Here is a 21,643-nt window from a genome sequence, read left to right as displayed (position 1 = left end):
CGTGTTTTTCGGGGTCCCGAATTTTTTTACAATGTATGTGTAATTTTTAATTCTTAATTTTTCATTTTTAATTCCACCATGTGGCTCACTCTGGCATTCACTTCGGCGGCATTGCTCGGCTTCTACGACGCGGCCAAGAAAAAGGCCCTCACCGACAATGCCGTGCTCCCCGTGCTGTTGCTCAACACGCTCTTCTCGACGCTGATTTTCCTGCCTGCGATCCTCTCGGCGGAGTTTGGCCTCGGCTGGTTCGACCATACCGTGCTGGCCACGGCCCCCGGGTCGTGGGAGGCGCACCGGCTGGTCATTCTGAAATCGTGCATCGTCCTCACCTCGTGGATTTTCGGCTACTTCGGCATGAAGCATCTGCCCATCACCATCGTCGGCCCGATCAACGCCACGCGCCCGGTGATGGTGCTCGTCGGCGCGCTGCTGATCTTCGGCGAGCGGCTCAACGCCTACCAGTGGACCGGCGTTGTGCTGGCTCTCGTGTCGCTCTTTCTGCTGAGCCGTTCGAGCCGCCGCGAAGGGGTCGTCTTCACCCATAACATTTGGATTCTGTTCGTCGCTCTGGCGGCCGTTACAGGCGCCATTAGCGGCCTTTACGACAAATACATCATGACACGCCTCGATCCGGTCTTCGTGCAGAGCTGGTATAACCTCTACCAGCTGGCGATGATGGCCGTGGTGGTCGCCGTCGTCTGGTGGCCCCGGCGCGGCCGCACCACCCCGTTCCATTGGAGCTGGTCCATTCCGCTGATCTCGGTATTCCTCACGCTGGCCGATTTCGCCTACCTCTACTCCCTGCGCGATCCGGATGCGATGATCTCCGTCGTCTCGATGATCCGCCGCGGTTCGGTCGTGGTGTCGTTCCTCTGCGGCGCGGTGCTGTTCCGCGAGCGCAACTTGCGTTCGAAGGCCGTCGATCTGGCCTTCATCCTCGTCGGCATGATCTTCCTCTGGTTGGGCTCCAAAGCCTAAGGGCCGGTTTTATAGCATTATTATGGCAACGGAACTTGAAATACGGTATTTTGAGAGTCGGGAGGAGTGGCGGAAATGGCTGGCCGGCAATTTCGACACGGCTCCCGGCGTCTGGTTCGTGTTTCCCTGCAAGTCGTCGGGCGAAAAAAGCGTTCTGTACAACGATGCGGTCGAGGAGGCCCTTTGTTTCGAATGGATCGACAGCACGGTGAAGTCCCTCGACAAAGCGCATAAGATTCAGCGGTTCTCGCCCAGAAATCCTAAGAGCACCTATTCGCAGGCCAACAAGGAGAGACTCAAATGGTTGTCGGCGAATGGAATGATCCACCCCGTGTTCGAGAAGAAGATACGGGCCGTCTTATCCGAACCTTTCGTCTTTCCCGAAGATATAATCGACAAGCTGAGAGAAGATGAAACCGTGTGGAAAAACTACCGGCAGTTCCCCGAAACCTACAAACGTATCCGGATTGCGTACGTCGATGCTGCGAGGATGCGTCCCGAAGAGTTCGGAAAGCGGTTGAACCACTTCATCGCCAAAACCAGGGAGAACAGAATGATAACCGGATTCGGCGGAATCGAGAAATACTATTTGAAATAAAAAAAGACGGGCTTCGACAGCCCGTCTTTTCTTCCTGAAGCGTCGTTTTAGATCAGGTGCTCCAACTGGTTGACCGTCTTTGCGATCTCCTCGTCGCTCGGCGAGAAGTCTTTCAGCGCTCCGGCCAGATACTGTTCGTAGGCGTAGAGGTCGATCACGCCGTTGCCCGAGAGGTTGAACAGAATGGTCTTCGACACTCCCTCCTCCTTGGCTTTCAGCGCCTCGCGGATCGTCGCGGCGATGGCGTGCGTCGATTCCGGAGCCGGGATGATGCCTTCGGTCTGGGCGAAGAGAACGCCCGCTGCGAGGGTTTCGACCTGCGGCATAGCCTGCGCTTCGATCAGCCCGTCTTTCATCAGCTGGCTGACGATCGAACCCGCTCCGTGGTAGCGCAGACCTCCGGCGTGGATATCCGAGGGCTGGAAATCATGCCCCAGCGTGTACATCGGCAGCAGGGGCGTGAATCCGGCCACGTCGCCGAAGTCGTACTGGAATTCGCCGCGTGTGAGTTTCGGGCATCCTTCGGGCTCCACGGCGATCACGCGGATTTTCTTCCCTTCGGTGAGGTTCTTTTGCAGGAACGGGAAACCGATGCCGGCGAAGTTGCTGCCGCCGCCGAAGCATCCGATCACCATGTCGGGCTCGGCATCGGCCATCTCCATCTGCTTCACGGCCTCCTGTCCGATAACCGTCTGGTGCAGCACCACGTGGTTCAGGACGCTGCCCAGGCAGTAGCGCGTATCCTCCGGACGGCGCAGGGCCATTTCCACGGCCTCCGAGATCGCCAGTCCGAGGCTTCCCGAGCAGTGCGGGTCGCGTTCCAGCGCTGCGCGCCCCGAATTGGTCAGCGTCGAGGGCGACGCCACGCACTCCGCGCCCCAGGTGTTCATCATCAGACGGCGGTAGGGTTTCTGGTCGTAGCTGACCTTGACCATGAACACTTGCAGGTCGATGCCGAAGTGTTTGGCCGCGAAGGCGATCGAAGCGCCCCACTGTCCGGCGCCGGTCTCGGTCGTCAGGTGCTTGATGCCCTGCTTGTAGTTGTAGTAGGCTTGCGGCACGGCGGTGTTGGGCTTGTGCGAACCCGCGGGCGACACGCTCTCGTTCTTGAAATAGATCTTCGCCGGCGTTCCGAGGGCCTTTTCCAGCCCCGTTGCGCGCACGAGCGGTGTGGGACGCCATATCTTGTAGATCTCCTGCACCTCTTCGGGAATGTCGATGTAGCGTTCGGTGGACATCTCCTGGTCGATCAGCTCCTCGGCGAAGATCGCCGACATCTGCTCTTTGGTGACGGGCTGTTTCGTTGCGGGGTGCAGCGGCGGCAGCGGTTTGGTGGGCATGTCGGCCACGATGTTGTACCATTGCGTGGGCATCTGGTTTTCGGAGAGGCAGAATTTCTTGGTTTTCATTGTCGTTATAGGTTTTTGAATTTGATGTGCTTAACGAAAAAGCCCGCTGCTTACTTTTCGTAAACAACGGGCTTGTGTATTTTTCGGTTTCAATTCATACACGCGGGGTTCCGCACTCATTGTTCACGAGAGCCTGCGGGCGCCACCACCATGCCTTTATGTTGAAATTATGAATCATCGCCTTGGGTTTGCGTCTGCAAATATATGCGGTCGGTTCGTAAAAAGCAAATTTTTTACGAATTATTTTCAGTACCTATATATGTCGGATTTTTTACCGTATTTTGCGGAAAAATTTATACTTTTGCATGATTATCCGCAAATTCAAAACTCAACGATATGAATATTTCGTATAACTGGCTCAAACGTTATATCGACACCGATCTCCCGGCCGAAAAAGTGGCCGAAATACTGACCGACATCGGCCTCGAGGTCGAGGGCTTCGAGAAGATCGAGACCGTGAAAGGCGGCCTTGCAGGCGTCGTCGTCGGCGAGGTCGTGACCTGCACGGACCATCCCGATTCGGACCACCTGCACCTGACCACGGTCGATGTCGGCGCCGCCGAACCGTTGCAGATCGTCTGCGGCGCCCCCAACTGCCGCGCGGGTCTGAAAGTCCTTTGCGCGACGGTCGGCGCGGTGCTCTACCCCGACGGCGGCGACGAGGAGTTCAAGATCAAGCGTTCGAAAATCCGCGGCGTGGAGTCGCTGGGCATGCTTTGCGCCGAAGACGAATTGGGCATCGGAGCCTCGCACGACGGCATCATGGAGCTTCCGGCCGACGCTCCCGTGGGCATGACGGCCAAGGAGTACCTGCATATCGAGGACGACTACCTGATCGAAATCGGCCTTACGCCCAACCGCGTGGATGCCGCGTCGCACATCGGTGTGGCCCGCGATCTGGCGGCCTACCTGCAAAGCCGCGGCGAGCGCGTTTCGGTGAAGCTGCCCGATGTTTCGGCTTTCGCCCCCGACAACCACGATCTGAATGTGAAAATCCGCGTCGAAAACGCCGAGGCCGCACTCCGCTATACGGGCGTCACGGTCACGGGGTGCAAGATCGGCCCCTCGCCCGACTGGATGCAGAACTGTCTGCGCGCCGCGGGCATCAACCCCAAGAACAACCTCGTGGACATCACCAATTTCGTGCTGTTCGAACTGGGCCAGCCCCTGCACGCCTTCGACGCCGCGAAGATCGAAGGCCGCGAAGTCGTGGTCCGCACCTGCGCCGAAGGCACGCCGTTCGTGACGCTGGACGGCGTGGAGCGCAAGTTGACGGACAAGGACCTGATGATCTGCTCCGCCGAACGTCCGATGTGCATCGCCGGCGTCTTCGGCGGACTGGATTCGGGCGTGAGCGACACCACGACCGACGTGTTTATCGAGAGCGCCTATTTCAACCCCGTGTGGGTGCGCAAGACGGCCAAGCGCTTCGGCCTGAACACCGACTCTTCGTTCCGCTTCGAACGCGGCGTCGATCCCAACATGCAGGTCTACGCCGCCAAGCGCGCCGCCCTGCTGATGAAAGAGCTGGCCGGAGGAACGATTTCGAGCGACATCACGGACATCTACCCTGCGCCGATCGCCGATTTCGTCTTCGACATCTCGCTGGCGCGCGTCAATGCGCTGATCGGTAAGGAGATTCCCGAAGAGACCGTCCGCACGATCATCGCGGCGCTGGAGGTGAAGGTCCTCGTAGAGAAGGAGGGCGTGCTCACGGTCGCCGTTCCGCCCTACCGGGTGGATGTGCAGCGCGAAGCAGACCTGATCGAGGACATCCTCCGCATCTACGGCTATAACAACGTCGAGGTTCCCCGGCAGGTTCGTTCGACGCTCTCCTACGCGCCGAAACCCGACCGCAACAAGCTGATGAACCTCGCCGCCGATTTCCTGACGGCCAACGGGTTTACCGAGATCATGTCCAACTCGCTGACGAAAGCCGTGTATTACGAGGGGCTGACCTCCTGCCCCGCCGACCGCTGCGTGCGCATCCTCAATCCGCTGAGCGCCGATCTGAACGTCATGCGCCAGACCCTGCTGTTCAACATGCTGGAGGCCGTTGCGCTGAATGCCAACCGCCGCAACGGCGACCTGTGCCTCTATGAGTTCGGCAACTGCTATTTCTACGACGAGGCGAAGCGTTCGGAGGAGAACCGCCTTGCGGCCTACTCCGAGGAGTATCAGCTCGCCATCGCCGTCACGGGAGTTTCGACCCCTCAGTCGTGGAACGCGAAGCCCGAAAAGGCGTCGTTCTTCACCCTGCGGGCCGTCGCCGAAAAGCTCCTGCGCCGCTTCGGCATCGACATCTACGCCCTGAAAACCGAGCCGCTCGAAAGCGATCTTTTCAGCGAAGGACTTTCGATGTCGCTCAACGGCAAGGAGCTGCTGCAAATCGGCTCCGTCGCTGCGAAAATCCGCCGTCTGACCGATGTCAAGCAGGAGGTCTACTACCTGGAGATGAATTTCGACGCCCTCGTGAAATCCACGAAGAAGCAGAAGATCGCGGCCGAGGAGCTTTCGAAGTTCCCCGAAGTGAAACGCGACCTGGCCCTGCTGGTGGATAAACAGGTGACCTTTGCGGCGCTGCGCGACGCGGCCTTCGCCGCCGAACGCAAATTGCTGAAGAGCGTTTCGCTGTTCGACGTTTATGAGGGCGACAAACTTCCCGAGGGCAAGAAATCCTGTGCTTTGAGCTTCATCCTCGAAGACAAGACCCGCACGCTCGACGACAAGACCATCGAGCGCGTGATGTCGAATCTCACCCGCCAGTTCGAACAGCGCTGCGGCGCTCAGGTTCGGGCCTGACGCGGGCTGAACAATCGAACGGCCGCCTGACCCGCAACGAGTCAGGCGGCTTTTGATTCGGACCGACTCTGTTTGTACTTCGGGCGTCCGAATATTGCTGTGGTACAATAAAATCGTACAATCTGCGCAAATCTTGTCCGATGATTGGTAATTGTACTTTAGAATCTATCGATATTGTAGAGAATTTGTTTACATTTGATAAACAAAAAATCAAAATTATGAAAAGACTAATTCTCTATTTGGAAATCCTATTTGTAATATTGATCAGTATTTCTTGTTCGCAGGTTCGGGAATCCGAAAATGGTCTTCTGGAAGGACAAACACGCTCCAATGTTCAGAATGAAAGAGATGCCAATCGTATTTTGATCAAATATGTCAAAGTGGATGAAAACAAACTCGTTTACTTGGATATATCCTTGGAAGATGCGAGAAAATTAGGTATTCCTGACGAATTTTACGAACGAGCTATCGATGACATCCGGCGGACAAACGAGGAAATCCGGAAGTTGAATGACGAAGGTGTTCCGGTTCAGATAGATTTGCCAACATTTCAATCCCCAGCCGTTTCGGTTGCCGCTGGCAAAGTTCAATATCCTGGGGGATCGTTTTCTGTAAATGGGAATGGCCCGGATGATGAGGCAGAGGCATTCTTGTGGCTACCGGATGGCATGTTAGGATTCGAATTTAGGTGCAGATGTAATGCTGCTCTGGTTTGTACATACAAATGCAAGACCAACTCTTTTGGTGTCACCAATATGAATTCTGCTGTCGGTAAGTCCGTGGTCGAACACCTCGGTCTCGGTTGCATTGGCTGCATCTAACACCTATGGATCGGTTTGTTTTTCATGTTCTGATCCGAATGGAGCGAGCGCTTCGTATAGTGGCTATTGAGCATCTATTTGGTTCCCGACAACTCTCTTTTACTGTATTGAGTTGAGGAAATTTTGCCTCAACTCGGATTTTCAGAGTCGTGGTTTTACGACCGGAGGCTGAATCGTGACGTAGGGCGTGCCGTTGTCGTCGCAGGTCGAGACGATCCGCACGGCTTTCACCGCGCGTTCGGGATGCAGCACGATGCTGCCCATCAGCAGCTCTCCGGCGGGTTCGAACCGGGTGCCGTCGTAGGAGATTTCGGCGTAACCCGTCGTCACGATGGTCTTCGGCAGCTGGCGGTTTCCCGTCTGCAAGTACATCTCGCGGCACTTCACCGGCTGTTCGAACGTGTAGAGAATCCAGTCCTGCTGCCGGCAGGCGCGGCGCGTCCGCGACAGCCCGCGGTAACCTTCGGCATTCGAATAGGGAAATTTCTCGCTTTCGCTCATCGAGGTCGTGATCGCCACGGCGGGCGTGACGGTCCGCCAGTAGGATTTGTCGGCCGCATAGGGGCTCCGGGCCGTCTTGTAGCGGGTGAAGAAACGGTATCGGTGCGGTTGCGCGGTGCGGACCGGACCCGTGTAGGGATGCTCCTCCGCAGAGCCGTCCGTGAGGTAGAAAATCTCCGAACAGTCGTCCGCCGAAGCTGTGAACGCCCCCTCCTTGTAGCTCAGACGCGGCGGGAAGAGGCGGAAACGAATCCCCATCGCCGCCATGCGGTCGTAATGTTCCCTTTTCAGCTCTTTGTAATAGGCGTCCCAGCCCTCGCCGTTGCCGCTCCACGCGATGCGCGCCAGGGCGCAGACGCGCGGGAAGAGCATATAGTCGAGGTAGTCGGGCTTCTCGGGCTCGTGCGAAACGTAGGCTTCGCTGAAGAACGCCCCCTGCAACCCCTCGACGCGGCGCATCTGCTCGGGGGTGAATCCGCTGAAATCGAATCCGTAGACCTTTTTGGCATCGAAGATCGCCGCCCAGTCGTGGCCGTCCTCGCGGGGGGTCTGGCGCATGTCGAAATAGAAATATTCGCCCGGCATCACCACCGTCCGGTACCCTTTCGCCGTGGCGTCGAGGCAGGCTTTCACGCTCTCCCAGCCGTGCACGCGGCACGCTTTCGTGAAGGCTCCCGTGCGCACCGCTTCGTTCCACACCGCGGGCCGCTTGCCGTGCGCCGCGAGGATCGCCGCCGTCCGCTCCATGAAGAGGTCCTGCAACCGGCGCGGATCGTCCGTCCCGAGGCGCGCCATCAGCGTCCGGCAGTCGGGGCAACGGGTCCATTGGGTCATTTCGACCTCGTCGCCGCCCACATGGATATACTCCGAGGGGAACAGCTCGCACAACTCGCCCAAAATATCCTCCAACAGCGCGTAATTCGCTTCGCGGGCCACGCACCACGCCGAACGGTAATCGTATCCGTTGGTCGATACCGTGTCGGGCGGGTAGTTGCAGCGGATTTCGGGATGCACCGAGGCGATGTTGCGGCTGTGTCCCGGGAGGTCGATCTCGGGAATGATCTCGATATTCCGCTCGGCGGCGTAGCGGATCAGTCCGCGCATCTCCTCCTGCGTGAAGTAACCGCCGTATTTCTCTGACCATTTGCCGTATACGGGCCTTACGGGCGAATCGCCGCCGCGGAATCCGCCGATCTCCGTCAGCTCGGGGTGCGACTTGATCTCGATGCGCCATCCTTCGTCGTCCGAAAGATGCAGGTGTAATTTATTGATATTATGATAGGAAAACAGGTCTATATAACGTTTCATTTTAGCTTTGTCGATCCACGTGCGGGCCACGTCGAGCATCATTCCGCGGTAGGCGAAACGCGGCTCGTCTTCGATCTCCGTGCAGGCGACCTGCGTTCCCGCGGCGACGCCTTTCCGGGCATAGATCTCGGGCGGCAGGAGCCGGAACAGCTGCTGCACGCCGTTGAAGACTCCGCCGTAGGTCGAGCCGCCGATGCGGATGTATTCGGGCGTGATGTCGAGGCGGTACGCCTCGGGATTGCCGCCGTCCGCCGCGTCGAGCGTCAGCACGACGGCTCCGTTTCCCGCCACGCCGTTGCGGACCTCGCAGCCGAGGTATTCGGCGGCATAGCGGGCCAGCGGCTGCAATCCGCTGTCGGCGGCGACGGTCGTTCCGGGGCCGAACGTGAAGTGTCCGGCGCGGGGCGTAGTCTTTTTCGGTGCGGGCTGCGCCGAAGCGAAAAGGAGTCCCCAGAGAAGTGCCGCGAGGAGCAGCGGAAATCGTAGTTTCATGGCGAATCGTGAAATTTGTATGCAACAAAGTTACTTTTTTGTTACCTTTGTTCCAATTAATTGAACGACATTAATGGAAAAAGACAAACGTTTGGCGGCCACGGCCCGTCTTTTGGAGGTGATGAACACGCTGCGCCGCGAATGTCCCTGGGACCGCGAGCAGACTTTCGATTCATTGCGCAGCAACACCATCGAGGAGACCTACGAACTGGCCGACGCCATCACCGATCACAATATGGAGGGTATCAAGGAGGAGCTGGGCGACCTGCTCCTGCACGTGGTGTTCTATTCGAAGCTGGGCGAAGAAGAGGGTGCGTTCGATTTCGGAGACGTGGCCAATGCCCTGTGCGACAAACTGATCTACCGTCATCCGCACGTCTACGGCGACATTCACGCCAACACGCCCTCCGAGGTCATCGAGAACTGGGAGGCGCTGAAACTCCGCAAGAAGAAGCGCAAGAGCGGCACGCTGGGCGGTGTTCCGCGGTCGCTCCCGGCGATGGTCAAAGCCTACCGTGTCGGCGAGAAGGCCGCGGGAGCGGGTTTCGACTGGGAGAAGAAGGAGGATATCTGGGACAAGGTCCGCGAGGAGCTGGGCGAGGTCGAGGCCGAGATGAAGTCGGGGAATAAAACCGACCTCGAAGGAGAGTTCGGCGACCTGCTGTTCTCGCTCGTCAACGCCTGCCGCCTCTACGGCGTGGACCCCGAATCGGCGCTGGAGCGCACGAACAAGAAGTTCATGCGGCGCTTCAATTACATGGAGGAACAGGCTGCCGCAAAGGGCCATACGCTTCACGAAATGTCGCTCGACGACATGGAGCGACTGTGGCAGGAGGCCAAACAGGTGTAAACGCCTGATTTAGGGGCGACGGCCGGTTTAGTGTGCTTTGGCTGTCGGCGGCGATACTTGTAAAAATTAAGGAAATATATGGCACTGATAAAAAAAGTCCGCGGGCATGAGCCCGTAATCGGTGAAAACACCTTTCTGGCCGAAACGGCCGTCATTCTGGGCGACGTGACCATCGGCCGCGACTGTTCGATCTGGTACAACGCCGTACTGCGCGGCGATGTGAACCGGATCGTCATCGGCGACCGCACGAACATCCAGGACGGCGTGGTGCTCCACACCATCTACGACAAGGCGAAGCACCCTTCGCAGACGATCATCGGCAACGACGTTTCGGTGGGCCACAACGCCATCATCCACGGCGCGGTCATCGGGGACAACTGCCTGATTGGCATGGGCGCCACCCTGCTGGACAACGCCCATATCCCCTCGGGCTGCATCATCGCGGCCAACGCGCTGGTGCTCTCCAATGCGCAGCTGGAACCCAACTCGGTCTATGCGGGCGTTCCGGCCAAAAAGGTCAAGGAGGTGACCGAAGAACAGCGCGAGGAGATCATCCGCCGCACGGCCCGCGACTATATGCTTTACGCATCGTGGTATAAGGAGGACGAATAACGGCAACCCCATGAAATTGCAGCCCAAATACGCCGATCTGATTCTGAATCTGCTGGTCGCCGTGGCGATCAGCCTGGTGGTCAATTTCTCCTACGTGCTGCTGATGCTCGTGGACCTGAACAGCGACAACCAGCCCCGGCCTGCCGGCGAACGGATCGTGGAGCGGACCGACGAAGGTGTGCTCGCGGTGCATCCCGACGGGTACGGCTACCTCGTCTACGAGAACGGCGACAGCGTTTACGTCCCTTCGCGGCGCATGCGCTGGCTGGGCATCGCTCCCGGCGACCGCATCGTGGCCGATCTGGTGCTGCCGCGTTCCGAAAATGCCCATCCGATGCTGGCGGAGGTCCGTAGCCACAACGGCGAGGAGTTCGATTACGGCAAACTCTACAACGGTCCTTCGAAGAGTACGGAACTGCTGCTGCAACTGTTCTATTACCTCGTCGTGTCGTTCGTCATGCTCTCGATCCTGACCTCCGTGCGCCGCAACTACTCGATGGCCCGCTTCGTGCGGCGTTGCCTGTGGTGCTGCGCGGCCGCCGTGGCGCTCTACTGCGTGGCTCCGGTCACCGAGTGGCACACGGGCCGTATCCAGATGAATTTTATGGGCGGACGGATGTTCGACTACATGCTGCTGCTGAAATGTTCGTTCGCCGTGGTGGTGTCGATGCTTTACGGGCGTATCTACGTGCTGATCTCGCAGCGGCAGGCCGTCGTCGTGGAGAACGAACGTCTCAAAAACGAAAATCTCACCACGCGCTACAACATGCTCGTCGGGCAGATCAACCCCCATTTCTTCTTCAACTCGCTCAACTCGCTGGCGATGCTCGTGCGCGAAAAGCACGACGAGAAGGCGTTGACCTACATCGACCAGCTTTCGTACACGTTCCGCTACATCATCCAGAACGGCCAGAGCATGTTGATGACGCTCGACGAGGAGCTGAAATTCCTCGAAGCGTACAGCTACCTCTTCAAGATACGCTATGCCGACAAGCTCTTTTTCGATGTCGATGTCGATGAGAAGTACCTCGGGTGGAAACTCCCGGCCTTCTCGCTGCAACCGCTGATCGACAACGCCGTCAAACACAATTCGATCACCCGCAGCAATCCGTTCCACATCTCGGTGCGCACCGAGGGCGACCGGCTGGTGGTCTCGAATCCCAAGGTTCCGAAGCTCGAACCCGAACCCTCGACCGGCATCGGATTGGAGAACCTGCGCAACCGCTGGCATCTGATCACGGGCCGCAGTATCGAGATCGACGACGACGGCCGGACCTTCACCGTGCGCATGCCGCTGCAAAACCCCACTGCCGGATGAAAGCCCTGATTATCGAAGACGAAACCGCCGCCGCGCGCAACCTCGCGGCGATACTCCGTCAGGAGGAGCCCTCGATGGAGATCGTGGCGACGCTAGAAAGCGTCGCCGAGAGCATCGAATGGCTGCGTGCGAACCCCCAGCCCGACCTGCTGTTCATGGACATCCACCTGGCCGACGGCGATTCGTTCCGCATTTTCGATGCCGTGGAGATCACCGCTCCGGTCATCTTCACCACGGCCTACGACCGGTACGCCCTCGAAGCGTTCAAGGTCAACAGCATCGACTATCTGCTCAAACCGCTCAATACGGACGACGTTCGCCGCGCCCTTGCCAAACTGCGCCGCCTGACCTCCACCGAGCGCAGCGACTACGGTTCGCGTGTCCGCACGATGGCCGTCCGCCGCCACGAGGATGTCTTCCTGGTGCATGTGCGCGACCGGATCATCCCCCTCCGGCGCGAACAGATCGCCTTCTGCTATACGTTCAACGAGAAGGTCACGGCCTACGGCTACGACGGCACGGCCTACCCGCTGGATAAGACCCTCGAAGCGTTGCAGGCCCTGCTGCCCGAGGCCGATTTCTTCCGGGCCAACCGCCAGTTCATCATCGCACGCCGCGCGGTGAAGGAGATCGCCGTGTGGTTCGGGAGCCGCCTCACGCTGCACCTTACGGTCGAAACGCCCGAGCGGATCGTCATATCCAAGGCCCGGGCCCCCGAATTCAAGGAGTGGCTGAAGTCGGTTCACCCTGTCGAATAGGCGGTTGACCGCGCCGTTCTGTCGTTTCACCCGGAGTTCCGCTCCGGGTTTTTCATTTTGGCTTTACCTTTGTACCAGACCCCGGAAAAGGGATTTCCGGAAACGAGCCATTTTTTATATAGTGATGTACAACCTAATTTCGAAAGTTATGAAAAAGAAGATTTTTGCGGCCGTCACGGCCCTCTGCCTGATGGCAGGAACGAGCGTTTTCGCACAGCAGCAGAATAAACCCGATGCCCCGAAGGAGCGTCCGACGGCCGAGCAGATGGCTCAGCGCAAGACCGACAGGATGACCGAGCAGCTGAAGCTCAACGAGGCGCAGGCCAAGCAGGTCTATGCGATCAACCTCGCGCAGATCAAGGAGATGATCGCCCAGCGCGAGAAGATGGAGGCCGCCCGCAAGGCCGAAGCCGAAAAGATGAAGTCGATTCTGACGACCGAGCAGTTCATGCAGTGGTCGCAGATGCAGCAACAGCAGCAGATGCGTATGTCGGGCCAGCGCGGTCACGGTCCGCAGGCGATGCACAAGGGCGGCAAGGACGGTAAGAAAAACGCCGAATGCAAGGATAACTGCGACAAGCCGCGTCCGGCGAAGGACAAAAAGGGAAAGGAGTGAGGTTAGGATTCTCAGGCTTGTAGCAGTCGGGGTGCCGGTCCGGTCGACTGGCACCCTTTTTTTGCCGATTCGCCCGTGCGGCAGGCGTGAATTTGCTGCAAAAATACTATTTTTGCCCGGCTAATCCGGCTAACCCGGCTAAGAGCCGGGATTTAGGGGCGGCGGAATGAATGGACTCTTTCAATCCGGTCTGCGCTTCTACGAAAAAGAGATATACACATACAGGCAAACATGAAAAGAATACTACTGACTACCCTGCTGACGTTCTGCGCGGCAGCGGCTTTCGCCCAGAGGGGCAGCGTGACGGCTACGGTCGTCAATGCCGACACCGGGGAAAGCGTCGCCGGGGCCGTGCTGATCGTGTCACCCGTCAAGACCCCGGAGAAGCAACAGGGCTTCACCTCGGCATTCAAAGGCGCGGTTTCCATGCCGTCGCTCGCTTACGGCGAATACAAACTTTCGGTGTCGTTCATCGGCTACAACAACCTTGACACGACGTTCCGGGTTTCGACCCCGAAACTCAACCTCGGCGTGCTGAAACTCAAACCGGGCGTGCAGATCGAGACGGTCGTCAAGGAGGCCAAGGCGCTGCGCACCTCGCAGAAAGGCGATACGGTGAGCTATAACGCCGGAGCGTTCAAGGTCGTCGCCGACGCCGATGTCGAAGGACTGCTGAAAAAAATGCCCGGCATCACCGTTACCGACGGTACGGTCGAGGCGCAGGGCGAAACGGTCAAGAAGATCTTCGTCGATGGCAAAGAGTTCTTCGGCGAGGATGTCACTACGGCCATCAAATCGCTTCCGGCCGAGGCTGTCGATCGCGTGGAGGTCTATAACAAACTCTCCGACGCGGCCGAATTTTCGGGCATGGACGACGGCGAGGGCTACAAGGCGCTCAACATCGTCACCCGTCCGGGCATGCGGCAGGGGCAGTTCGGCAAGCTCTATGCCGGATTCGGATACGATGCCGACACCGAGACCGAGGACAAATTCAAATACATCGCCGGCGGTAATGCCAACATATTCAGCGGCGACAGCCGCATTTCGCTCATCGGGCTGTTCAACAACGTCAACCAACAGAATTTCTCGTTCGAGGACATTCTGGGCGTTTCGGGCAGCGGAGGCGGCGGACGCCGCGGCAGCGTGGGCCAGTACATGATGCGTCCGCAGAGCGGCGTGGCGACGGTCAACGCCATCGGCATCAACTACTCCGACTCGTGGGGCAAGCGCGACCAGGTGACCTTCCAGGGCAGCTATTTCTTCAACAACACCAATACCGAGAACCGTTCGACGGTGGAAAAGTGGTACGAGGCCCCGATGAGTCTCGATACGCTGACAACCAGCGGCTACTCCGACACGAAGGGCTACAACCACCGGTTCAACGCCCGTCTGGAGTGGAAAATCTCCGAGAATCAGAACCTGATGATCCGTCCGCGTTTCAGCTACCAGTCCAACGACCCGTGGAGCCGCACGACCGGATGGCAGTTCGGAGCCCCAAATCTGGAAAATCCGGCTGCTGGCGGCAGCGGTTATAGTTATACGGATAATTTCAGCGATGCTTTGCGCCACGGCTACAATGTCGGGACGAGCGCCGTCTACCGGGCCAAACTGGGCAAGAACGGCCGCACGATCACCCTCGACGGTTCGTTCAGCTACTCGGACAACACGAACAATTCGAACTCCTACTCCAATCAGCAGGGTAGTCAACTCGTAAAACCGCCGATCGACCCGGAGACCGGAGCTTGGGACCCGACGAATTACACCGAACTGCGCTACCTGCGCAATTTGGCGCCTTCGTCGTCGTACAGCCTGCGAGGCAGCCTCACCTATACCGAACCCGTGGCCAAGTACGCGCAGGTGAGCTTCCAGTACCGAGTGTCCTACAACTCGCAGGAGCGCGACAAGCGTTCCTACATCACGGGCGACGACTTCTCGATCGCCGGGCTTACCCCCGACCGCTCGCTGTCGAACTCCTATGAAAGCGGCTATCTGACGCAGAGCGTGGGCCCCGGCTTCCGTTTTTCGAAGGAGCGCAACACGTTCATCGCCAACGTCTACTACCAGCGTTCGGCCCTCGACGGACAGATCGTGCGCGACGATGCCGAGAAGATCAAACATGCCTACAACAACGTGACCTATTTCATGATGGGTCAGTTGAACATCAACCGCGAAAACTCGCTGAGGCTCTTCGTTTCCTCCTACACCGACAGCCCGTCGATCACCGATTTGCAGAGCGTTTACGACGTTTCCGACGCCCAGAATATCACCCACGGTAATCCGAATCTGAAACCGACCTATTCGCACCGGGTGAATTTCCACTACACCAACTCCAACGTCGAGAAGGGCCGGACTTTCATGTGGATGTTCTCGATGAATACGACGCTGGATTACACGGCTTCGCACCTGGTGCAGCGGCCCGGTGAGATCATCATCGACGGAGAATCCTATTCGCCCAACTTCTACTCGACGACCACCAACCTCGACGGTTACTGGCAGTTGCGGACCCACTTGAGCTACGGACTGCCGATCGGGTTCCTCAAATCGAACTTCAACGTCATGGCGGGCGTCATCTACACCAAGACCCCCAGCATGCTGGGCGGTACGGTGGACTCGGCGACGGGCATGATCAAAGGCGGCGAGCGCAACGACACCAAGAACATGGGCTACGACTTCCGGGCCGTGCTGGGCAGCAACATTTCGGAGAACGTCGATTTCACCCTCTCGTGGAACGGCACCTACAACGAGGCCACGAACTCGCTGAACTCGGACAATTCGAAGAACCGCTATTTCAACCACACGGCGCAGGGCAACCTGAAAGTGGTCTTCCCGCTGGGCTTCACCTTCACGGCGAGCGCGGCCTACTCGCAGTATATCGGTTTCACGAACGATTACTCGGAAGATTATCTGCTCTGCAACGCATGGCTGGGCAAAAAGGTCTTCAGAAACAAGCGCGGCGAGGTGATGATCGGCGTCAACGACCTTCTCAACCAGAACCGGGCTTTCTCGCGCACGACGGGTTCGGGCTATACGCAGAATTCCACCAACAGCGTCATCGGACGTTACTACATGGTGCAGTTCACCTACAACCTGCGCCGCTTCGGCAAGAAAGGTTCGCGCAACCTCAAAGATTACGGCGTGGAGCAACAGTCCGGCAGCCAGCGCCGCATGGGTCCCGGCGGTCCCGGTGGTCCTCCCCCGGGAGGTTTCCACGGTGGAGGCCCCGGAGGATTTTAGCAATGGCAAATAACAAAAACGTCAGGTTTCTGCCTGACGTTTTTGTTTGAGGATAGGCGCAGAACCGGATCGTTCGCGTGTACTTGTCCGTCGCCTCCTAAAATCCGCGTCTTGCGCGGGCGGCGGTGTGATCTCCGTTGCTCTTAAACGGAGTTCTTGGCTCTGTGTTCGCGGCGGATCACCTGATGAATGCCGATGCAGGCCAGCCCGCCGTAGACGACCGTGAGGATGACGAGCCACTTGATCTCGGCGAAGACCTCGGGGATCGTAGCCCCCATCGTCTGAATGCGGATGAAGCCGTTGACGCCGTGGCTGCTCGGGAACAGCTGTCCGAGGTTGAAAAGCCAGTCGGGAATGCCCTGCTGCGGATAGGACACGCCGCTGAGCATCAGTATCGGAATCGAAGTCCACAGCAACAGCAGCAGCGAGTTTTCGCGGTAGCGGAACAACGTCGAAACGGCGATTCCCATAGCGATGCAGGCCGCCAGATAGACCCCCATGAAGAGCATCACGGCTCCCGTCGTGCCGTTCATCGGGAAGTGGAACAGCCGGTAGTGAAGCCCGAGGATGTAGGTGCAGGTCACGGCGTAGATCAGTGCGTAGACCAGCCCGCGTCCCAGGACGATCGGCAGCGTTGACATCCGCCGCCGTCCTGCGGGGCAGAGTTTGTGGTAGAGTCCGAATTCGCGCCACGTGCCGCCGATCATGCCGATGCCGATGAGCATCGTCTGCTGGATGATGACCATGATGATCGCCGGCATGACGAACGTTCCGTAACCCAGATAGGGGTTGAAGAGGTTGTGCGACTGGTAGATCACGGGCTGGGTCGTGGCCTGCGCCTGCGGAATGTTGGCTCCCTTGGCGATCAGGCGCTGGAATTCGACCATCGCCCCCGTCTTGCCGATCGAGGTCACGACCTCCTGGAACACCTGCCGGTACATCAGGAAATAGCTGGCGTCGCAGTAGATCGCCACATTGGCCTGCTCGCCGCCGTAGAGCTTCTTTTCGTAGTCCGCGGGGATGTAGACCACGCCGTAGATCTTGCGGGCGTAAAACAACTCCCGGGCCTCCTCCATCGAGGTCGGCGTGTAGGCGACGTAGGTGTTGGGCCCGGCGTTGAAGGTGTCGATCAGACTGCGGCTGGTCGGCGTGCGGGATTCGTCCACCACGCCGATCGGCACGTTGCGCAGCACCTGCGAACCGTAGGCCAGCGAATAGGCCGTGGCGTAGATGATGAGTGCGAAGATCAGGATCAGCATGGCGCCGCCGTCCTTGAAGATCGTCTGGAACTCGTTGCGGATGACCGCCCCCAACTGCTTCCAATAGGAGGCCATCTGGTGTGTGAATCGACTCATACTATAACCTCCCCCAGAATTTTTCCTCCGTGCATACCTTTTTCAGACGCGGCAGGCAGAGGAGCGGTAAGACAATGAAGAGCATCATATATCCCAGATCGGGCAGCGAGTAGACCCACGGCGCTCCGCGAAGCATCTGATCGACGAAGATGTCGGTGTAGAACGTGAACGGGAAGATCTTGCTCACCCACTGCATCGGCTCCCACATGGCCATGATCGGGAACGTGAGTCCCGAGAAAGTGAACGCCAGCACCGAATATCCACCGCCGATCGAGAGCGACAGCCGCAGATTGGCCAGCAACGAGACGATCAGCACCGAGATCGACTGATAGCTGAGGATGAACAGCAGCGTGCCGATGAGAATGACCGTGAGACTGCCGTTCAGGGGCGTTCCCACGATCTTGAAATTGATCAGAAGCATCACCAGCGAGATCAGGAACATGATGGCCGTGATGGGCAGCACCTTGCCCAGCAGGGCCGCCCAGACGGAGCCGTTGCCCGCGGCCATCCATTCGCGGGCGGTCGCGTGTTTGAGTTCGGTGCCGATGGAGAAGATGGTCACCATCACCACGAAGATCATCAGCATCATGGGCATGAAGCTCGGCGAGAGATAGTACCCGTAGTTGATGTGGGGATTGAACAGCACGTGGCGGTCGAAACGCACGGGCATCAGCTGGGCCATGGCCTGCCGCTGGGTGAGCCCCTGCTTCATCAGCACCTGGAGCTGGACGCCGGCCGTGAAGGTCGTCACGGCGGTCTGAATGTCCTTCGACAGCAGTCCGTTGACCGAAATGTTGGTTCCCGATATGTAATTCTCCAGATGGGTCTGGCTGTTGCTCAGGATGTTCTTTTCGAAGAAGGCCGGGATCTGCACGATGGCTATGATCTTTCCTTCGCGCATCAGCCGCTCGCCCTCGTCCATCGACTGAATGTCGTATGCGACCATCGCCGTAGGCGTATCGTCGATCATCTGTGCGACCTTGCGTGAGAGCGTCGTATGGTCTTCGTCCAGCACGGCGATCGGGATGTTGCGTATCGCGCCCTTGTTGAACAGCAGGGCGAAGAACGCGAACGACACCACGGGCAGCACGACCATCAGCACGAAATACATCGGCTGATGGGTCAGCCTGTGCATTTCGCGCCGCATGACGGCTCCGGTATGGCTCAGGAATCCGGGCATCGCCTATCGTTCGATTTTGTCCCAGTCCACCAATACGCTCATTCCCGGACGCATGTGCGAGACCGGCGAAACGGGCTTGACCTTCACGGCGAAGGTGCGGATGTCGAATCCTCCCTGCGTGCGGGTCGCGGCCCACGTGGCGAAATCGGCCTGCGGGGAGATATACGTCACCTCGAACTCCACGTCGGCATCCAGCGCCGGCACGTATCCGTTCATGCGCATTCCCATCCGGATACCGGGCATCAGCGTCTCCTTGATGTTGAAAGTCACCCACATGTCGCTCATGTCGAGGATCGCCACCACGGGATAGCCGCTGCCGACCAGCTCGCCCTGTTCGGCGATGATCGTCGAGATCTCTCCCGTGACGGGCGAGTAGACCATCGCGTCGCTGAGGTACGACTCGACCTCGCTGACGGCGCCTTCGGCCTGACGGACACGCGCCGCTGCGGCCTCCTTGTCCTCCTTGCGGGCTCCGTCCGAGGCCAGGTCATACTGCGCTTTGGCGGCCTGCGCCGTCGCCTCCATGGCCTTGTAGTTGGCCGAGGCTTCGTCGAGCTTCTGAGCGGGCACCACTCCGTCGTTGTAGAGGTTCTGCACACGCTCGAAGGTCTTGCGTGCCAGTTCCAGCCCTGCCTGAGCCTTCTCCCACATGTTCAGCGCGGCTTCGATCTGCTGGATGCGCGCACCGGCTACGGCGGCGGCGTCCAGCGCCGCTGCGGCGCTCTTCACGGCCTCGGCCTGTTGGAGTTTGGCATCCAGTTCGGGCGTCGAGAGCGTGTAGAGCAGCTGCCCTTTCTCCACGCGGTCGCCCTCCTCGACCTTCATGTCGTCGATGCGTCCCGGGACCTTCGACGAGGCTTTGTAGGTGGTGCACTCCACCGTTCCCTGAATCAGCGTCGGGGTACGTTTGGTGAGGTACCAGCTGATCAGTACGACCGAGAGAACGATGACCGCCGCGGCAGCCAGAATTCCGATTACGTTGCTTCGTTTCATAGCGTATGTTTTTTATTTTTTGTCAAAGAAAACGGGCTGCGCGTCATTGCGGCGCGCGTAGGCCGGAAATTCGTCGCTGATGCCCGCGGCTTCGAGCAGCTGAGCCAGCAGCAGATCGTAGTTGTAGGCCGCTTGCAGGCGTTCGGTGCGGACTCCCGCAAGATTCAGCTCGGCGTCGATCAGGTCCGACGAGGAGCTCATGCCTTCGAGGAACGCGGCGTTCTTCATCCGCAGGTACTCTTCGGCGAATGCCAGCGAGGCGTCGATCGAGGTCATCTGGTTGCGGTAGTTCATCATCTGGTTGTAGAGCTTCTCCACCAGCACCGAAATATCCTTGCCGGCCTTGTTCTGCAACTCGCTCACGCGGCGCGCCGTCTGTTTGGCCGCCGAATATTTGTATTCGCGGTTCAGACCGTCGAAGATCTTGATGTTGACCCCCACGCCCACGGCCCAGCGGGGCACGAGCCCTGCGACCTGATAGTTGTAGAACGAGCCGCCGCCGATGGCCGCCACCTGCGGCAGGAAGTCGGCGCGCTGGACGCGCACGCCCTCCTCGGCCAACTGGCGTTTGAGCGATACTTGGCTCAGCAGCGGGTTGCGGATCTGCGCGAGGTCCTGATAATAGTCCAGTTCCTCGACTTTCGAAAGGATGAACATCGACGTTACGGGCTGCCACTCGTTTTCGCGTCCCAGCGTGTTCGAAAGGGCGCTGGCGATGGTCGCGGCCTGCAATTCGGCATTGGCCAGCTCGCGTTCGGCTTCGGCCATCTTGAAAGCGACGTAGAGCCGTTCGCTTTGGGCGATCATGCCGTTCTTTTCGAGCGCAACGGCATCCTCCAGGTGTTTGCGCACGCCTTCGACCACCTGACGGCGCACCTCCACGACCTGCGTGGCGAGAGCCAGTCCGAAGTAGCGCTCCACCAGTTCCGAGATCAATGCGTTGCGGGTTTGGTTGCCCTGTTCCGCGGCGCTCTTCTCGTTGATCTTCGCGGCCCGGTTCGCGGCGTTGATTTTGCCGCCCATCCAGATCGGGAGCGTCACCTCGCCGCCCACGAAGCCCAGACTCCGGTCCTGCACTTTGAGGAACCAGTCGGCGTTCATCATCGGGTTCAGCAATCCCTGGATGTCATTGTATAGCAATGTCGGGTCGATGATCAGCCCGAGGATTTTGCCCGTCAGGTCCTTGACCGGACCTTTCATGTCGTTGAAATCGAACCCGATGTCCTTGGCCATGTAGGCATAGGCGCCCGTGACGTTTATCTGCGGCATGCGGAGGCCGATGGCCGCGCGGCGTTCCTGCTGGGCTGCGCGCTCCTCGTAGGCGGCGGCCTTCATCGCGGGATTCTCCGTGAGGGTGACGGAGATCGCTTCGTCGAGCGAGAGCATCCGGCGCTCTCCCTGCGCCAGTGCGAGCGCCGGAACCATCGCCGCCGCCACGAAGGCGATCTTGACTGCTTTTCTCATAGCTTTGTTCGTTTTTATGTTTTTTTTGGGGGGGGGTAATACTGTGATTTGCATATAGTTGAGCATTCGGATGCGATCCGTCAGTGCTCATCGCCAAAGGCAAGATGGACAATGCCGGACTGAATCTAAGGACCGTGAAATAGAAATTCAGCCCGTACCTGTCCTTCAATGGCAGCTGATCCACAAGTTACTATACCTATCCCGGGCTTGCAGGCTATGTCCCTACGCCTTTCGGACAGCAGCTCAGGAACAACAGGAGTGAATATATCTAACTGTCCCTCTGATTCCGATATACAACAGGTTGCAGGAGGTTCTTCTTTTTTTCAATCCAATAAAATGGATGTGTTCCTT

16 protein-coding genes are annotated in these 21,643 nt (G+C 58.6%); 10 read left to right on the top strand and 6 right to left on the bottom strand.

The features are described from left to right. Positions 1–78 precede the first annotated feature (78 nt). Positions 79–981: a DMT family transporter gene (locus WMO46_RS05635; protein WP_195496779.1), complete on the top strand. Its 903-nt coding sequence runs from the start codon at positions 79–81 to the stop codon at positions 979–981. 22 nt (positions 982–1,003) lie between these two features. Next, positions 1,004–1,579, top strand: a complete 576-nt coding sequence (locus WMO46_RS05630; RefSeq protein WP_349093970.1) for a YdeI/OmpD-associated family protein — start codon at positions 1,004–1,006, stop codon at positions 1,577–1,579. Between the two features lie 47 nt (positions 1,580–1,626). On the opposite strand, the gene WMO46_RS05625 is transcribed toward WMO46_RS05630, so the two are convergent. Then, positions 1,627–2,988 (bottom strand): TrpB-like pyridoxal phosphate-dependent enzyme, encoded by a 1,362-nt coding sequence (locus tag WMO46_RS05625; RefSeq protein ID WP_278817171.1) that lies wholly within the window; start codon positions 2,986–2,988, stop codon positions 1,627–1,629. A gap of 336 nt (positions 2,989–3,324) precedes the next feature. Here WMO46_RS05625 and pheT point away from each other — a divergent pair, with 336 nt between their 5' ends. Both pheT and WMO46_RS05615 read left to right on the top strand, forming a co-directional pair. Further along, positions 3,325–5,790 (top strand): phenylalanine--tRNA ligase subunit beta, encoded by a 2,466-nt coding sequence (gene pheT, locus WMO46_RS05620; RefSeq protein ID WP_349093969.1) that lies wholly within the window; start codon positions 3,325–3,327, stop codon positions 5,788–5,790. A gap of 218 nt (positions 5,791–6,008) precedes the next feature. Then, positions 6,009–6,611: a hypothetical protein gene (locus WMO46_RS05615; RefSeq protein ID WP_349093968.1), complete on the top strand. Its 603-nt coding sequence runs from the start codon at positions 6,009–6,011 to the stop codon at positions 6,609–6,611. A 141-nt stretch (positions 6,612–6,752) separates the two neighbouring features. On the opposite strand, the gene WMO46_RS05610 is transcribed toward WMO46_RS05615, so the two are convergent. Further along, on the bottom strand, positions 6,753–8,912 hold the full coding sequence (locus tag WMO46_RS05610) for a beta-N-acetylhexosaminidase (protein ID WP_349093967.1): 2,160 nt from the start codon (positions 8,910–8,912) through the stop codon (positions 6,753–6,755). A gap of 73 nt (positions 8,913–8,985) precedes the next feature. On the opposite strand from WMO46_RS05610, the gene mazG reads away from it, so the two are divergent. The 6 genes from mazG (at position 8,986) to WMO46_RS05580 (ending at position 16,300) form a co-directional block, all read left to right on the top strand. Beyond that, positions 8,986–9,762 (top strand): nucleoside triphosphate pyrophosphohydrolase, encoded by a 777-nt coding sequence (gene mazG / locus WMO46_RS05605; RefSeq protein WP_349093966.1) that lies wholly within the window; start codon positions 8,986–8,988, stop codon positions 9,760–9,762. A 78-nt stretch (positions 9,763–9,840) separates the two neighbouring features. Next, a complete protein-coding gene (locus WMO46_RS05600; RefSeq protein WP_196016621.1) occupies positions 9,841–10,374 on the top strand; it encodes a gamma carbonic anhydrase family protein in 534 nt (177 codons plus the stop codon). A gap of 10 nt (positions 10,375–10,384) precedes the next feature. Continuing rightward, positions 10,385–11,692, top strand: coding sequence for a histidine kinase (locus tag WMO46_RS05595; protein ID WP_019150331.1), 1,308 nt, complete (start codon positions 10,385–10,387; stop codon positions 11,690–11,692). Further along, positions 11,689–12,450, top strand: a complete 762-nt coding sequence (locus WMO46_RS05590; RefSeq protein WP_019150332.1) for a LytR/AlgR family response regulator transcription factor — start codon at positions 11,689–11,691, stop codon at positions 12,448–12,450. Before WMO46_RS05595 ends, WMO46_RS05590 begins: the two co-directional genes overlap by 4 nt. Before the next feature lie 148 nt (positions 12,451–12,598). After that, the gene (locus tag WMO46_RS05585) at positions 12,599–13,066 is read left to right on the top strand and encodes a DUF4890 domain-containing protein (protein WP_196016619.1); all 468 of its coding nucleotides are present in this window, start codon (positions 12,599–12,601) and stop codon (positions 13,064–13,066) included. Between the two features lie 231 nt (positions 13,067–13,297). Further along, complete coding sequence (locus WMO46_RS05580) at positions 13,298–16,300, top strand: outer membrane beta-barrel protein (protein ID WP_349093965.1); 3,003 nt, start codon at positions 13,298–13,300, stop codon at positions 16,298–16,300. Positions 16,301–16,443: 143 nt separating this feature from the next. Here the strand turns inward: WMO46_RS05580 and WMO46_RS05575 are convergent, their stop codons facing one another. Genes WMO46_RS05575 through WMO46_RS05560 form a run of 4 tightly spaced genes read right to left on the bottom strand, consistent with a single transcriptional unit; the run spans position 16,444 to position 21,292 of the window. Beyond that, on the bottom strand, positions 16,444–17,655 hold the full coding sequence (locus WMO46_RS05575; RefSeq protein ID WP_276714621.1) for an ABC transporter permease: 1,212 nt from the start codon (positions 17,653–17,655) through the stop codon (positions 16,444–16,446). Position 17,656: 1 nt separating this feature from the next. Beyond that, entirely contained in the window at positions 17,657–18,835 is a 1,179-nt protein-coding gene (locus tag WMO46_RS05570) for an ABC transporter permease (RefSeq protein ID WP_278817164.1), read from the bottom strand. 3 nt (positions 18,836–18,838) lie between these two features. Then, a complete protein-coding gene (locus tag WMO46_RS05565; RefSeq protein WP_019150337.1) occupies positions 18,839–19,828 on the bottom strand; it encodes an HlyD family secretion protein in 990 nt (329 codons plus the stop codon). Between the two features lie 12 nt (positions 19,829–19,840). Beyond that, positions 19,841–21,292: a TolC family protein gene (locus tag WMO46_RS05560; protein ID WP_278817163.1), complete on the bottom strand. Its 1,452-nt coding sequence runs from the start codon at positions 21,290–21,292 to the stop codon at positions 19,841–19,843. Positions 21,293–21,643 lie beyond the last annotated feature (351 nt).

Origin of the sequence: Alistipes intestinihominis (assembly GCF_040095975.1) — a bacterium.
GTDB classification, from domain to species: Bacteria; Bacteroidota; Bacteroidia; order Bacteroidales; family Rikenellaceae; genus Alistipes; species Alistipes senegalensis.
This window is presented reverse-complemented; position numbering and strand designations above follow the sequence as displayed.